The sequence below is a fragment of the Nonomuraea sp. KM88 genome, assembly GCF_052245635.1.
Classification (GTDB): domain Bacteria; phylum Actinomycetota; class Actinomycetes; order Streptosporangiales; family Streptosporangiaceae; genus Nonomuraea.
Genome location: NZ_JBQQCC010000003.1, coordinates 32,598 through 46,641 on the forward strand (window position 1 = coordinate 32,598; position 14,044 = coordinate 46,641).

At 70.3% G+C, this 14,044-nt stretch carries 12 protein-coding genes; 4 read left to right on the top strand and 8 right to left on the bottom strand.

Annotated features, from left to right (window positions below; translation table 11 throughout):
- Positions 1 to 72: 72 nt before the first annotated feature.
- From ACTWPV_RS09835 to ACTWPV_RS09855, 5 genes are all read right to left on the bottom strand, one after another.
- The gene (locus ACTWPV_RS09835; protein ID WP_443151490.1) at positions 73 to 1,608 is read right to left on the bottom strand and encodes an AMP-binding protein; all 1,536 of its coding nucleotides are present in this window, start codon (positions 1,606 to 1,608) and stop codon (positions 73 to 75) included.
- Between the two features lie 114 nt (positions 1,609 to 1,722).
- Positions 1,723 to 2,307, bottom strand: coding sequence for a hypothetical protein (locus tag ACTWPV_RS09840; protein WP_443151491.1), 585 nt, complete (start codon positions 2,305 to 2,307; stop codon positions 1,723 to 1,725).
- A gap of 135 nt (positions 2,308 to 2,442) precedes the next feature.
- Positions 2,443 to 3,264 (bottom strand): MetQ/NlpA family ABC transporter substrate-binding protein, encoded by an 822-nt coding sequence (locus ACTWPV_RS09845; RefSeq protein WP_443151492.1) that lies wholly within the window; start codon positions 3,262 to 3,264, stop codon positions 2,443 to 2,445.
- Between the two features lie 10 nt (positions 3,265 to 3,274).
- Positions 3,275 to 3,931 carry a methionine ABC transporter permease gene (locus ACTWPV_RS09850; RefSeq protein WP_347643059.1) on the bottom strand — a complete coding sequence of 219 codons (657 nt, stop codon included), beginning with the start codon at positions 3,929 to 3,931 and terminating at the stop codon, positions 3,275 to 3,277.
- On the bottom strand, positions 3,928 to 4,905 hold the full coding sequence (locus tag ACTWPV_RS09855) for a methionine ABC transporter ATP-binding protein (RefSeq protein ID WP_443151493.1): 978 nt from the start codon (positions 4,903 to 4,905) through the stop codon (positions 3,928 to 3,930). The genes ACTWPV_RS09850 and ACTWPV_RS09855 overlap by 4 nt, the downstream gene beginning before the upstream one ends.
- A 377-nt stretch (positions 4,906 to 5,282) precedes the next feature.
- Between ACTWPV_RS09855 and ACTWPV_RS09860 the strand changes: the two genes are divergently transcribed.
- Positions 5,283 to 5,720: a MarR family winged helix-turn-helix transcriptional regulator gene (locus ACTWPV_RS09860; RefSeq protein WP_443151494.1), complete on the top strand. Its 438-nt coding sequence runs from the start codon at positions 5,283 to 5,285 to the stop codon at positions 5,718 to 5,720.
- 105 nt (positions 5,721 to 5,825) lie between these two features.
- On the opposite strand, the gene lon is transcribed toward ACTWPV_RS09860, so the two are convergent.
- The gene (gene lon, locus ACTWPV_RS09865; RefSeq protein WP_443151495.1) at positions 5,826 to 8,183 is read right to left on the bottom strand and encodes an endopeptidase La; all 2,358 of its coding nucleotides are present in this window, start codon (positions 8,181 to 8,183) and stop codon (positions 5,826 to 5,828) included.
- 385 nt (positions 8,184 to 8,568) lie between these two features.
- On the opposite strand from lon, the gene ACTWPV_RS09870 reads away from it, so the two are divergent.
- From ACTWPV_RS09870 to ACTWPV_RS09880, 3 genes are all read left to right on the top strand, one after another.
- Entirely contained in the window at positions 8,569 to 10,089 is a 1,521-nt protein-coding gene (locus tag ACTWPV_RS09870; RefSeq protein WP_443151496.1) for a sensor histidine kinase, read from the top strand.
- A complete protein-coding gene (locus tag ACTWPV_RS09875; RefSeq protein WP_443151497.1) occupies positions 10,086 to 10,745 on the top strand; it encodes a response regulator in 660 nt (219 codons plus the stop codon). Before ACTWPV_RS09870 ends, ACTWPV_RS09875 begins: the two co-directional genes overlap by 4 nt.
- Positions 10,746 to 10,824: 79 nt before the next feature.
- Entirely contained in the window at positions 10,825 to 12,186 is a 1,362-nt protein-coding gene (locus tag ACTWPV_RS09880) for a phenylacetate--CoA ligase family protein (protein WP_443151498.1), read from the top strand.
- Here the strand turns inward: ACTWPV_RS09880 and ACTWPV_RS09885 are convergent.
- Entirely contained in the window at positions 12,183 to 13,175 is a 993-nt protein-coding gene (locus ACTWPV_RS09885) for an Lrp/AsnC family transcriptional regulator (protein WP_443151499.1), read from the bottom strand. The genes ACTWPV_RS09880 and ACTWPV_RS09885 overlap by 4 nt on opposite strands.
- Positions 13,176 to 13,194: 19 nt before the next feature.
- Positions 13,195 to 14,034: an alpha/beta fold hydrolase gene (locus ACTWPV_RS09890; RefSeq protein WP_443151500.1), complete on the bottom strand. Its 840-nt coding sequence runs from the start codon at positions 14,032 to 14,034 to the stop codon at positions 13,195 to 13,197.
- Between the last annotated feature and the right edge of the window lie 10 nt (positions 14,035 to 14,044).

Genomic DNA, 14,044 nt, shown 5'->3' on the forward strand with positions numbered 1-14,044 from the left:
GAAATTTCTCGCGGACGGCGGCCCCACCCTGCTCCCGGCCGCCGCCGGCGCTTTCCGACCGTGGCCGAACTTTTACGTTTGCGCCGGCCAGTACTCGTCCCGCAGCAGGCGCTTGTAGAGCTTGCCCGTCGGGTGGCGGGGCAGCTCCTCACGGAAGTCGACCGACTTGGGGCACTTGTAGTGCGCGAGGCGCTCGCGGCAGTACGCGATCAGCTCCGCCTCCAGCCCTGGGCCCGCCTCGGCCATGGACGCCGGCTCGACCACCGCCTTGACCTGCTCCCCCATCTCCTCGTCCGGCACGCCGAACACCGCCACGTCGGCGACCTTCGGATGTACCGACAGCACGTTCTCGGCCTCCTGCGGGTAGATGTTCACCCCGCCCGAGATGATCATGTACGAGCGGCGGTCGGTGAGGTACAGGAAGCCGTCGGCGTCCAGGTAGCCGATGTCCCCCAGGGTCGTCCAGCCCCTCCCCCGCGGGTCCTGCGCCGCGCGGGTCTTGCCGGGGTCGCCGTGATATTCGAAGCGGCCGCCGTTCTCGAAGTAGATCGTGCCGTGCTCGCCCGGCGGCAGGTCGTTGCCGTCCTCGTCGCAGATGTGCACGATGCCGAGCAGGGAGCGGCCGACGGTGCCCTTGCGCCGGAGCCAGTTCTCGGAGTCGACGTAGAGGAAGCCGTTGCCCTCGGTGCCCGCGTAGTACTCGTGGATGATCGGGCCCCACCAGTCGATCATCTGTTCCTTGATGGGGATGGGACAGGGGGCGGCGGCGTGGATCGCATACTTGAGCGAGGAAATATCGTATTTTGCGCGGGTTTCTGGCGGGAGCTTGAGCATCTTGATGAACATCGTCGGCACGAGCTGCGAGTGCGTCACCCCGTACTTCTCCACCAGCGCCAGGTACTGCTCGGGGTCGAAGCGCTCCATCACCACCACCGTCGCGCCGAGCCGCTGGAACGTCAGGGAGTAGCGCAGCGGCGCGGCGTGGTAGAGCGGCGCCGGCGAGAGGTAGACGCTGCCGGACGACGGCGCGAAGAGGGCTTCGATGAGCTTGAACAACATCCCGGGCTCGGTGAGCGGGCCGTGCGTGGAGGCCGTCTTGACACCCTTCGGCCGCCCCGTGGTGCCGGAGGAGTAGAGCATGTCCGCCCCGAGGCACTCGTCGGCGATCGGGGTGAGCGGCTGCTTCGCGACCGCCTCCTCGTACGACGCGAAGCCGTCGGCCACGCCGTCGAGCATGAGCCGCAGCTCGACGCCCGGTGTGGCGTCGACGATCGAGGTGGCGACGCCGGCCAGGTCGGCGCTCGCGATGAAGACGCGGGCGCCGCAGTTGCCGACGATGTAGGCCAGCTCGTCGGCCTGCAGCCGCGAGCTGACGGGCGTGTAGGACAGGCCCGAGCGGTGTGCGGCCCAGGCGATGGCCAGGAAGAGCGGATGGTTGGCGAGCATGAAGGCGATGTGGTCGCCCGGCCGCAGTCCCGCCGCGCGGAACAGGTGGGCCAGCCGGTTCGACTCCTCGTCCAGCTCGCGGTAGGTGACGACCTTCCCGGAGCCCGCCATGATCACAGCGGGCTTGTCTGGGGTGGCTGCTGCGATGGCTCCCGGATACATGAACAGAACAGTATTCGGTCGCCTGCCCTCCCGCCATAACCCGATTCGCGGGCTTCCTCCGGCATGGCGAAGCCGCGGCCCCGTCGTCGAGGCCGCGGCTCCTACGCCGCCGTGTCAGGCGCCCGCGTGGAAGACGTCCTGCCAGCCGCTGTGGTGGCCGGTCGGGTGGTGACGGCCGCCCCTGCTCACGTCCACGTAGATGTGGTCGACGTCCGTGGCGTGGAAGGAGAAGCGCCTCGGGTGCCTGTCGCAGTTGCGGAACCGCTCGACATACGAGGAACCGTCCTCACGCACAACCTTGAACGTTTCCCACGCGCACTTGTTCTGGCCCCACCATTTGTGGTTGGAGAGGGTGCTGCGCACGGTGTAGGAGTGGTCGTACCGCCACTGCCACACGTGCTTCTTGATTTTCTTCACGACCCACTTGCAGTGCTTGTGGCCCTTACGGTCCTCCCAGCACACCCGCTTCTTCACCGGCACCCACTTCACGTACCAGTGCTTGACGCGCTTCTTGTCGACCGCCACGTGGCCGGATGCCTCGGCCTTGTGGTCGGTGGAGTCATAAGGTCCCCAGCTCACGTAGTAGGAGCGGGTTTCGGATGCCGTGCCGCCTGCCGTCGCGTTCGCGGCGGCAGGAGCGATGAGCGCCACCAGAAGGGCGGCGACGACGCCGAGCATGATTCGCGAGACGAATCGCACTTGGGCCTCCTCGGGAGAGGGTTTTGCTGACCCTGTTTTAATACGCCCGGCGGATTGCGCGCCGCTTACAAATGACTTGCCACCGCAATGGCATTGATCACCCGTTATTCCCGGCCGTCACACGCGTTCTCAATATCATTGTGCGGGAATCACCGAGCCGGCGTAGTTCTGCTGGATGAAATCTTTGACCCGCTGGTCCCGCAGCAGCTTGCCGAGGGTCACGATGTTCGCGTCCTTCTCGTGGCCCGCCCGCACGACCAGGCCGTTGACGTACGGGTTGCCCTCGCCCTTCTCCAGCACCAGCGCCTGCGACGCGGGCTTGAGCCCGGCCTCGATCGCGTAGTTGCCGTTGATCACCGCGGCGTCGACGTCCTCCAGCGAGCGCGGGAGCTGCGCCGCCTCCAGCGGCTGGAAGCGCAGGTTCTTCGGGTTCTCCGTCACGTCGCGCTCGGTGGCGGCGGTGCCCGCGCCGTCCCTCAGCTTGACCATGCCGTGGTCGGCCAGCAGTTTGAGCGCGCGGCCCAGGTTGGTGGCGTCGTTCGGGACGGCGACCGTGGCGCCCGCCGGCAGCGCCTGCGGCTCGGTGATCTTCTTCGAGTACAGGCCGAGCGGCTCCAGGTGGACCGGCGCGGCGAAGGCCAGCTCGGTGCCCTTGGAAGAGTTGAAGTCGTCGAGGTACGGCTTGTGCTGGAAGTAGTTCGCGGTCAGCAGGCCCTCGTCGAGCTGGGTGTTCGGCTGCACGTAGTCGGTGAACTCCACGACCTCCAGCTTGAGGCCGGCGGCCGGGGCCAGGTTCTCCTTGACGAAGCCGAGGATCTCGGCGTGCGGCACCGGGCTGGCGCCGATCTTGAGCACGCTGTCGGCCGACTCGGCTTCCTTCGTGGCGGACTGCGACGTACCGCATGCGGCGAGCGACAACGCCAGCGCAACCGCACCCACAATGCGACCAAATTTCATGATTCTTTCCTTACTTGTGCGATAGGCGCCTGGCGACCCAGTCGCCCAGGCTCTGCAGGAGTTGCACGATCACGATGAGCACCACGACGGTGACGATCATCACCAGCGTCTCGAACCGCTGGTAGCCGTACCGGATGGCCAGGTCGCCCAGCCCGCCGCCGCCGATCGTGCCGGCCATGGCGGAGTAGCCGATGAGCGCGACCACGGTCACGGTCAGGCCCGCCACGAGTCCGGGCAGCGCCTCGGGCAGCAGCACCTTGCGCACGATCGCCGCGCGGCCGGCGCCCATGGCCTGGGCGGCCTGGACGACGTCCGTACCGACTTCCCTGAGGGCCGTCTCGACCAGCCGCGCGAAGAACGGCACCGCACCGACCGTGAGCGGCACCACCACGGCGGCGGTGCCGATCGTGGTGCCGACGACGAGGCGGGTGAACGGGATGATCGCGATCATCAGCACGATGAACGGCAGCGAGCGCCCGATGTTGACCACGAACCCGAGCGCCTGCTTCAGCGCCGGCATCGGCCGGAGCCCGCCGCGGTCGAACACCACGAGCGCCACGCCGAGCGGCAGCCCGAACAGCACGGTGAACAACGTCGACCAGCCGACCATCTGCGCCGTCTCCACCGTCGCCGGCCACAGCAGGGGCAGCATCTCCTCCCAGGTCATGCGGCCCTGCCTTCCCGGGTCTCCCCCGCGACTTCGACGATCAGCCCGCAGTCACGCAGGTACGCCAGCGCCGCACCGGTCTCGGCTCCGTCGAGCGCGACGCGCAGCCGCCCGGCCGATCCGCTCGCCAGTTCCTCGATCGAGCCGCCCAGGATGCTGACGTCCACGTCGAACTTCCGCACGACCTCCGACACGACCGGCCGGCCCGGGTCACCGGTGAACGTCAGCGTCACCACGCCGGGCCGGGCGGGCTCGGGCAGCGGGAAGATCTCCCTGGTCAGGCGGGAACCCGGCGTCCTGATGAGGTCGGCGACGGCCCCCGACTCCTCGATGCGTCCCTCCGACATGATGGCGACGGAGTCGCAGACCGTCTTGACGACGTCCATCTCGTGGGTGATGAGCAGGATCGTCAGGCCCAGCTCGGTGTTGAGCCGCTTGAGCAGGGCGAGGATCGACTGGGTGGTGGCCGGGTCGAGGGCGGAGGTGGCCTCGTCCGACAGCAGCACCGACGGGTTTCCCGCCAGCGCCCTCGCGATGCCGACCCGCTGCTTCTGCCCCCCGGAGAGCTGGTGGGGGCGGTCCTTGCCGCGCCCGTCCAGCCCCACGAGGGCCAGCAGTTCGGCGACCCTGCGCCGGCGCTCGGCCCGCGGCACGCCCATGACCTCCAGCGGGAAGGCGACGTTGCCGGCGACCGTGCGCGAGGAGAGCAGCGCGAAGTGCTGGTGGATCATGCCGATGCGCTGCCTGGCCCGGTTCAGCTCGCCGTCGCCGAGCGCGGTCAGATCCTGGCCCGCGACCGTGACGGTGCCCGCGGTGGGGCGTTCGAGCAGGTTGACGCAGCGCAGCAGCGTGCTCTTGCCCGCGCCGCTCTGGCCGAGCACGCCGTAGATCTCGCCTTCGCGCACGTGCAGGTCGACACCGTCCAGGGCGACGGTCTCGCCATAGTGTTTGCGCAGGCCTGAAGCCTGGATCACGAATCATCCCCACCACTGTGGGCGGCCGTCGTCGGGGCCGCGGAAACGTACAGGATCGAACAGCAGGTGGCCGGCGTTCAGCGCATGCCCGGGTGGAAGGGCAGGTGGCTCAGCCTGCGCAGCACGAAACCTGGTGTGATCATGAGGACCTTCGAGGAGAACGGGCGGACGGGGTGCTCTAATGGGCTGGAATTCGCCCCATACGCATGCGACAACACGAGACGCCCCGGCGGGCGCCCTGGTCGTTCGCGTATGCCTCGTTCACGCCGTTGCTAACGACGCGGCGAGATGCCCCCATTCCCCGGTCGACGCGTGATTCGTGTCACTTCGCTATTTATATCGCTGGAGATACATCGGTAGCGATGTAATGTCCTGCCATGGTCATGAACACCGCGAGACTGCGCAGGCTGGGGCGGCGGCTGGTGGAGCTGTCGATGTCGACGGGCGACGAGGGAGAGCCGATGTTCACCCCCGGGGAGGAGGCGGTCTTCGAGGACGTCCTGGGCCATCCGGGAAGCACGGTCGGGGAGATCCACGCCCGCACGGGATTCGCCCAGAGCCACGTGTCGGCCTCGGTCGCCCGGATGCGCGAGCGCGGCCTGCTGGCCACCGAACCCGACCCGGACGACGGCCGGCGCACCCGGGTGCGCGTCCCCGACACCACCGTGCAGGCGTTGTTCCGCCGGGCCACCACACCCGTGGCGGAGGTGGTACGCCGGGCCGTACCGGACGGGGAGGACGCCGAACGCGCGGTCTCGCTCCTGACGCAGCTGGAGGCCCTGCTGGTGACGGACGGCTCACACGGCCGGGGCTGACACTCCCCGGCCAGGGCCGCGAACGACATCCCGCCGCCGAAGCCACGGGCGCAGACACGCCGCCCGCCGTACCCGGACATGTTCGGATACGGCGGGCGGTGGGGGTCAGGCCGCCACGGAGGAGGCGACCTGAGCCGGGGTGAGCGCGAGATCCAGGACCTCGCGCACGTCGCTGACCGCGTGGATGGTCAGCTCGTCGCGGACCTCCTCGGGCACGTCGTCCAGGTCCGGCTCGTTACGGGCCGGGATGAGGACGGTGGTGATGCCCGCGCGGTGCGCGGCCAGCAACTTCTGCTTGACGCCGCCGATCGGCAGCACCCGCCCGGTCAGCGAAATCTCGCCGGTCATGGCCACGTCACCGCGGACGAGCCGCCCCGACAGGAGCGAGGCCAGCGCGGTCGTCAGCGTCACACCGGCCGAGGGGCCGTCCTTGGGGACGGCACCCGCGGGGAAGTGCACGTGGACCGAGCGGTCCTTCAGCGCGGTGACCGGCAGCTCCAGCTCCGCGCCGTGCGAGCGCAGGTAGGACAGCGCGATCCGGGCCGACTCCTTCATCACGTCGCCCAGCTGGCCGGTCAGCGTGAGGCCGGTCTCGCCGGTCTCCGGGTCGGCCATCGACGCCTCCACGTAGAGCACGTCGCCGCCGGCGCCGGTGACCGCCAGGCCGGTGGCCACACCCGGCACCGAGGTGCGCTGGCGGGACTCGGGCAGTGACGACTCCGGCACGAACCTCGGCCGCCCGATGTAGCCGACCAGGTCGTCCTCTCCGACCGTGACGGGCAACTCGTCCTTGGCGGTCACCTTGCGCAGGATCCTCGCGACCGACCGCTCCAGGGAGCGCACGCCGGCCTCGCGGGTGTATTCGGCGGCCAGCCTGCGCAGCGCCGCCTCCTCGACCGTGACCTCCTCGGCGGTCAGCCCGGCCAGCTCCAGCTGCCTGGGCAGCAGGTGGTCGCGGGCGATCGCGACCTTCTCGTCCTCGGTGTAGCCGTCGAGCGTGACGACCTCCATCCGGTCCAGCAGCGGCCCGGGGATGGCCTCCAGGACGTTGGCCGTGGCCAGGAACAGCACGTCGGACAGGTCGAGCTCGACTTCGAGGTAGTGGTCGCGGAACGTGTGGTTCTGGGCCGGGTCGAGCACCTCGAGCAGGGCGGCCGTGGGGTCGCCGCGGTAGTCGGCGCCGACCTTGTCGACCTCGTCGAGCAGGACGACGGGGTTCATCGAGCCGGCCTCGCGGATCGCGCGGACGATGCGGCCGGGCAGCGCGCCGACGTAGGTGCGCCGGTGGCCGCGGATCTCCGCCTCGTCACGCACGCCGCCGAGCGCGACGCGGACGAACTTGCGCCCCATCGCCCGGGCCACGGACTCGCCCAGCGAGGTCTTGCCGACTCCGGGAGGGCCGGCCAGCGCGAGCACGGCGCCGCTGCGGCGGCCGCCCACCACGCCGAGACCTTTGTCCTGGCGGCGCTTGCGCACGGCCAGGTGCTCGATGATGCGGTCCTTCACGTCGGACAGGCCCGTGTGGTCGGCGTCGAGCACGGCCCGTGCGCCTGCGATGTCGTAGGTGTCCTCGGTGCGGTCGTTCCACGGGATGTCGAGGATCGTGTCGAGCCACGTGCGGATCCAGCCGGTCTCCGGGGACTGGTCGGGCGTCCGCTCCAGCTTGTCGACCTCCTTGACCGCGGCCTCGCGCACCTTCTCCGGCAGGTCGGCCGCCTCGACGCGGGCGCGGTAGTCCTCCTCCTCGGTCTCGGAGTCGCCGTTGAGCTCCTTCAGCTCCTTCCGCACCGCGTCGAGCTGCTGGCGCAGCAGGAACTCGCGCTGCTGCTTCTCCATGCCCTCCTGGACGTCCTTGCGGATCGTCTCGGCGACGTCGAGCTCGGCGAGGTGCTCGCGCGACCACTCGACCAGCTTGGCCAGCCGGTCGGCGGGATCTGCGGCCTCGAGCAGCTCGACCTTCTGCGCCCTGCTCAGCCAGGGGGTGTAGCCGGAGCTGTCGGCCAGCACCGAGGGGTCGTCGATCTGGTTGACCTGGTCGACCACCTGCCAGGCCCCGCGCTTCTGCAGGATCGTCGTGGCCAGCGCTTTGTACTCCCTGGCCAGCTCCTGGGCGCGCTCGCCGGCGGCGACGGCGTCGATCGTGTCGGCCTCGACCCACAACGCGGCGCCGGGGCCTGTCGTGCCGGTGCCCACGCGGACGCGGTCGACGCCGCGCACCACGGCTGCGGGCTCGCCGCCCGGAAGCCTCCCGACCTGCTCGACCACCGCGCGCACGCCGATGGCGCCGTAACGGCCGTCGATGCGGGGAACGAGGAGGACCCGCGGCTTGTTGCCACCAGATGCACGGGCCGCGTCTATGGCAGCGCGCACGTCGGAGTCGGACAGGTCCAGCGGAACCACCATGCCCGGCAGGACGACCTCGTCGTCGAGCGGCAGGACCGGAAGGATCAAGCTCTCACTCATGCGAACTCCAAAGGGTTGAGTACATCCGACTCAATTCATCGGAGCCTCGGATTGTTCCCTTCCTTGCCGATGTTCGCTCACGGCGATCGTAAGCATGTAATCGGATACCTGAGGGCGACAGCGGGATCAACCCCTGGTGTGACGCGGCCGACGACGGCCCGACCGTAAGCTTGACCAGGTGATCTCCGTCCGACGCGCCCGCGACCTCGCCCGCCGGCGTCCCGGCCGTTCCCGCGCGGCCTCCGGCGAGGCAGCCGACCGCACGACCGGCGCCGGACCAGCGACGGAACCCGCGACGATGCCCGCGACGGAGCCTTCGACATTCGCGACGGAACCCACGACAGAGCCCGTGGCAGGGCCCGTGGCAGGGCCCGTGGCAGGGCCCGTGGCAGGGCCCGACGGAGCCCTTGGCGCCCTGCCCGCTACGGGTCCGCATGCCGCGCCCGGCGACGAGCACGTCAGGGGTGACTCGCCACGGTGGAGCGACGGGCCGGCGAGCGATGTGGCGCTGAGGCTGGTGCGGCCCTTCGCGCGGGCCCTGTGGCAGGGTGACGCCGACCCGCCACCGTCCCCCCGCCGCCTGGTCTTCACCGTGCCGCGCTGGCTGGCGGTGCTCGTGCCGCTGAGGACGGTCAACCTCCTCCAGCTGGCCGAGCTGGCGCTGGCCTTCGCCCTGTTCGGGGTGACCCAGTCCATGGTGAACGACTGGAGTCTCCGGGCCCGGCTGCCGGTCGGCGAGCAGCTCACCTACCTCACCGCTCTGACGGTCGCGTTGCCCGTGGCGCTGCGCGACCGTTGGCCGCTGGCCGCGTGGCGGGTCGCCTTCGTGTCGATGCCCCTCGTCCTCTGGGTGGCCAAGACGGCCGGGCCGCCCGGAGCCCTGCCCTACGCGCCCCCCGTGATCGTGGCCTACCTGCTGGTCCTCTACTCCGTGGCCGTGCGCTGCGACCGGCAGATCACCTGGGTCGTCTGGATCCTCACGGTCCTCACCGCCTGGATCGCCGACCCCAACTCGATGCCGCTCGTATCGGTCGTCACGGCCGTCGCGGTGCTGTTCGGCTACAACGTACGAGTCAGGCGCTCGGCCACGGCCAAGCTCGTGGTCGAGGAGCTCCGCTCCCAGGTCGCCGAGAGCGCCAAGGCCGTGCTGGCCGAGCGCACCCGCATCGCCCGCGAGCTGCACGACGTGGTCGCCCACCACATGTCGGTGATCGCGATCCAGGCGGAGGCGGTGCCGCTCAAGGCGGCCGGCGACCCGGTGCAGCTGGAGGCGGGCCTGGCCGAGATCCGCGGGTTGTCGCTGGAGGCGATCGCGGAGCTGCGCCAGGTCCTCGGCGTGCTACGCGACCAGGACGGCCGCACCGACACCGCGCCCCAGCCGGGGCTCGACCGGATCGACGAGCTGTTCTCCAACGCCCGCGCCGCCGGGCTGGCCGTGCTCGTCAAGCGGTCGGGCCCGCTCGACGGGCTCCCGCCCGCCGTTGAGCTGTCGGCGTACCGGATCGTGCAGGAGTCGCTGAGCAATGTGATGCGGCACGCGCCGGGAGCGCCCGTCGCGGTGGACATCACCCGCGACGGGAACGAGTTGCGGTTGTGCGTGGCCAACGGTCCGGGCAGCGGCCCCGGCGGCGCCGCGGGCACCGGCGGCTCCGGCGCCCCTGCTGATGTCCCTGCTGATGTCCCTGCCGACGTCCCGCACGAGGCTTTCCGCAACGGGGCACGTCGGGCGGGCGGCGAGACCGCTCGCGGGCCAGGCCAGGACACGGCGCGCGGGGCGGGGCAAGGGCTCGTGGGGATGCGGGAACGGGCGGCGTTGCTCGGGGGCTCGCTCGACGCCGGGCCCGTGTCCGGTGGAGGCTTCGAGGTACGCGCAGTGCTGCCGATCGTGACGAGGGAGAACGCTTGATCCGGGTTCTGATCGCCGACGACCAGGGGATGGTGCGCACGGGGTTCACCGTGTTCCTGAGCGGCCAGCCGGACATCGAGGTCGCCGGCGAGGCGGCCGACGGGCGGGAGGCCGTGGATCGGGCCGCCGAGCTCGATCCCGACGTGGTGCTCATGGACGTGCGCATGCCGGTCATGAACGGTCTCGAGGCCACCAGGGAGATCCTCGCCCGCCAGGAGTCGACGAAGGTGCTCATCCTGACGACGTTCGACCTCGACGACTACGTCTACGAAGCGTTGCGGGCGGGAGCCAGCGGGTTCCTGCTCAAGGACGCCTCGGCCGCGCAGCTCGCGGAGGCGGTGCGGGTGGTGGCGGGTGGGGAGGCGCTCATCGCCCCGTCGATCACCAAGCGGCTCATCCACGAGTTCGCCCGGCTCGGCGGTCCACGGCCGGTGCCGGGCGGGCGGCGGCTCGACGAGCTGACCGAGCGGGAGACGGAGGTGCTCGCCCTGGTCGCCCAGGCACTGTCCAACCAGGAGATCGCCGCCAAGCTGTTCGTGGCCGAGCAGACGGTCAAGACGCATGTGGGGCGGGTGCTGATGAAGCTCGGGCTGCGCGACCGGGCCCAGGCGATCGTCTTCGCCTACGAGACGGGTCTGGTCCGCCCCGGCGAATGAGACGCTCACGGCGGCGACCACCGGGTAAGCAGCGGGTGTGGGCGTTTCGTTGGGGGCGGGTTCGCCGTAGAGTCGGCTGATGGACCCGGTTGCGCTCTTCCAGCAGGTGGCGGCGAGCGTTCCCGCCTATCGCGCCTTTCTGGCGGAGAACTCCATCGATCCCGGGAAGATCCGTACGTCTCAGGACTTCGCGCGGCTGCCGATGACGACCAAGGAGACCTACACGCGTCGCCATCCCCTCCCTGACCTGTGCAGGGGCGGCGTGATCGGGGACATCGTGGCGGTGTCGTCCGGTTCCACCGGCGAGCCGTCGTTCTGGCCGAGGTCGGCGGCCGACGAGCAGGTGATCGCCGCCCGCTTCGAGGAGGTCTTCAGAGACTCGTTCGCCGCCCATGAACGCCGCACCCTGGCCGTCGTCTGCTTCGCCCTCGGCACCTGGGTGGGCGGCCTGTTCACGGTCGAGTGCTGCCGCCAGCTGGCCGCGCGCGGCTACCCGATCACCGTGGTCGCCCCAGGGACCGACCGGAGGGAGATCCTGCGCGTGCTGCCGGAGCTCGCCCCCCACTTCGACCAGGTCGTGCTGCTCGGCTACCCGCCGTTCCTCAAGAACGTCATCGACACCGAGGACCTTCCGTGGCACCGCTGGAACGTCAGGCTGGTCACGGCGGGCGAGGTGTTCAGCGAGGAGTGGCGCGCGCTGGTCGCCGGTCGGGCGGGGATCGAGGACCCGGTACGCGGCATCGCCTCCCTCTACGGCACCGCGGACGCGGGCGTGCTGGGCAACGAGACCCCGCTGTCGGTCGAGATCCGCCGGTTCCTGTCCGCCCGTCCCGACGCCGCCAGGGAGCTCTTCCGCGAGTCGCGGCTGCCGACCCTCGTCCAGTACGACCCCGAGGTGCGGTTCTTCGAGGAGCACCAGGGCACGCTGCTGTTCTCGGGCGACAACGGGGTCCCGCTGATCCGCTACCACATCGCCGACGAGGGCGGGCTGGTCGCGTACGACGAGATGCTGGCCTTCGTCCGCCGGCACGGCTTCGAGCCGGCCGCGCGCGGCCCCGAGCGCCCTTTCGTGTACGTGTTCGGCCGCAGCCACTTCACCGTCTCCTACTACGGCGCCAACGTCTTCCCTGAGAACATCGCGATCGGCCTGGAGCAGCCCGCGATCAGCGGCCGGGTGACGGGCAAGTTCGTGCTGGAGGTGAGCGAGGACGCCGACCGCGACCGGCATCTCACGGTGACGGTGGAGCTGATGCCGGACGAGAAGCCATCGGAGGAGATCGCCCGGGCGGCGGGCGAGTCGATCCTGGCGCAGCTGCTCCGGCTGAACAGCGAGTTCGCCCACTACGTGCCCGCCGCGCGGCAGCCGCCGTTCATCCGCCTTCGCGAGTCGGGCGATCCGGAGTATTTCCCGCCGGGCGCCAAGCACCGCTACACCCGCTAGGCGGTCAGGGCGGCGGCGATGCGGTCTTCCGCCCACGGCACCATGAGGAAGCCGCGCTTGACGGTCAGCACCTGCACGCCGGCCGTCCAGGAGTGGATGCCGGGGATCGAGGCCAGCGTGCGGGAGGTGAAGCGGTGGATGTCGGCGGTGGTCGGGACGATCACCTCGCACACGAGCGAGGCCTGCCCCAGCATGGAGGCGATCATCCGCACGCCGCGCTCGCCCGACAGCCGTTCGGCCACGCTGTCCTGCAGGCTGGGCTCGACCGACAGCCAGAAGAGGATCTCGGCCTCGTAGCCGAGCGCGGCGGCCGGAATGAACGTGGTCACCATGGCGCAGCCGCATTCCAGCAGGCTCTCCAGCCGCCGCCTGGCGGTGCTCTCGCTGATGCCCAGACGCCGCCCGACCGACTGGAAGCTGGCCCGCCCGTCCTCCCGCATCGCGGCCAGCACCTCGCGGTCGACGTCGTCGAGGTGGCAGCGTCCGCACGTCCGGGCGCGCGGCGGCACCGCGAACGACGCCGCCTGCTCCCCCAGCACGGGGACGCTCCAGTCGTAGCTGACCTTGTACGTGTGCAGCACCAGGTCGGCGCTGCTCTGCTGGGCGCCGGGGATGGCGTGCACGAATTCGACCAGCATCGAGTAGAGGTCGCGGTCCTTGGGCGCGACCAGCTCGAAGACGATGTCGTAGCCACCGGTGACGATGGTGACGTAGCGGACGTCGGGGTTGGCCGCGAGCAGCCCGGCGACCCGCAGCTGGCTGCCGGGCGCGCAGGTGAGCCGTACGATGAAGGTGTTGACAGGACCGTCGCACTCCAGGTGCGGCAGCACGGCCACGCGGACCAGCCCAGCCGCGAACAGCTGCTGGGCCCGCCGCGCCACCGTGGTGGTGGAGATGCCGAGCAGCTGGGCGATGTCGGTCCAGCTGGCCCTGCCGTTCACGTGCAGCGCGGCGAGGATCTTGCGGTCGAGGTCGTCGAGATCATCCATCGGGGGCATCATCGCGCGTTCAGGGCCGTTCGCGCACCTTGCGGAGGAATCCGCGGACGGTAGCCTCCCACAGTTCGGCCTCCTCGACCTGCGGCGAGTGCCCCGATCGTTCGAAGACGCGCAGCTCGGCGTCGGGGATGAGGGCGGCGATGGTCTCGCTGCACTCGACCGGGGTGATCCAGTCGTGCCTGCCGACGGTGATCAGGGCAGGGGCGGTGATGCCGGGCAGGAGATGCTTGATGTCGTAGGCGGGCTGGTTCACGGCGAACGCGTAGTTGTGCGTCTGATAGTGGTACGGCGTGGCGGCCACCCGCTGCTCCACCTTGGCCGGATCGTAATAGTGGTCGTAGAGCGGCAGGATCTCCCGCCAGCAGTCGCGCAGGTCGTCGTCGTCGCGCACGGTGCCGGACATGATCCGGTCGAGCTTGGCCTGGTCGATGCTCACCCGGGACGAGGCGGCGGCGTTGCGGGTGGCGAGCTCCTGGTTGGCGTTGTCGGCCGAGGTGTCGCGGAGCACGACGGCGCTCACCCGGTCGGGGTGGCGGGCGGCGTACTCCATGGCGATGAAGCCGCCGTACGAACCGCCGGCGACGATCACCTGCTCGGCGCCGAGCCAGCGGCGCAGGCCCTCGACGTCGGCGACCCACTGCTCGTGGGTGAACGGGCCCGCCTGGCCGCTCGTGCCCGAGCCCCTGGCGTCGAACACGACGACGCGGTACTCGTCGGCGAGCCGCCCGAAGCTGGCCCGGGGCTCGGCGAGCGAGCCGAGGCCCGGGGCGCCGTGGTGGGCGATGATCGTCTGCTCGCCGTCGCCGAGGATCTCGACGTTGAGCGGGTTGTCGTTGATGTCGACGAACACGGGGTCCCTT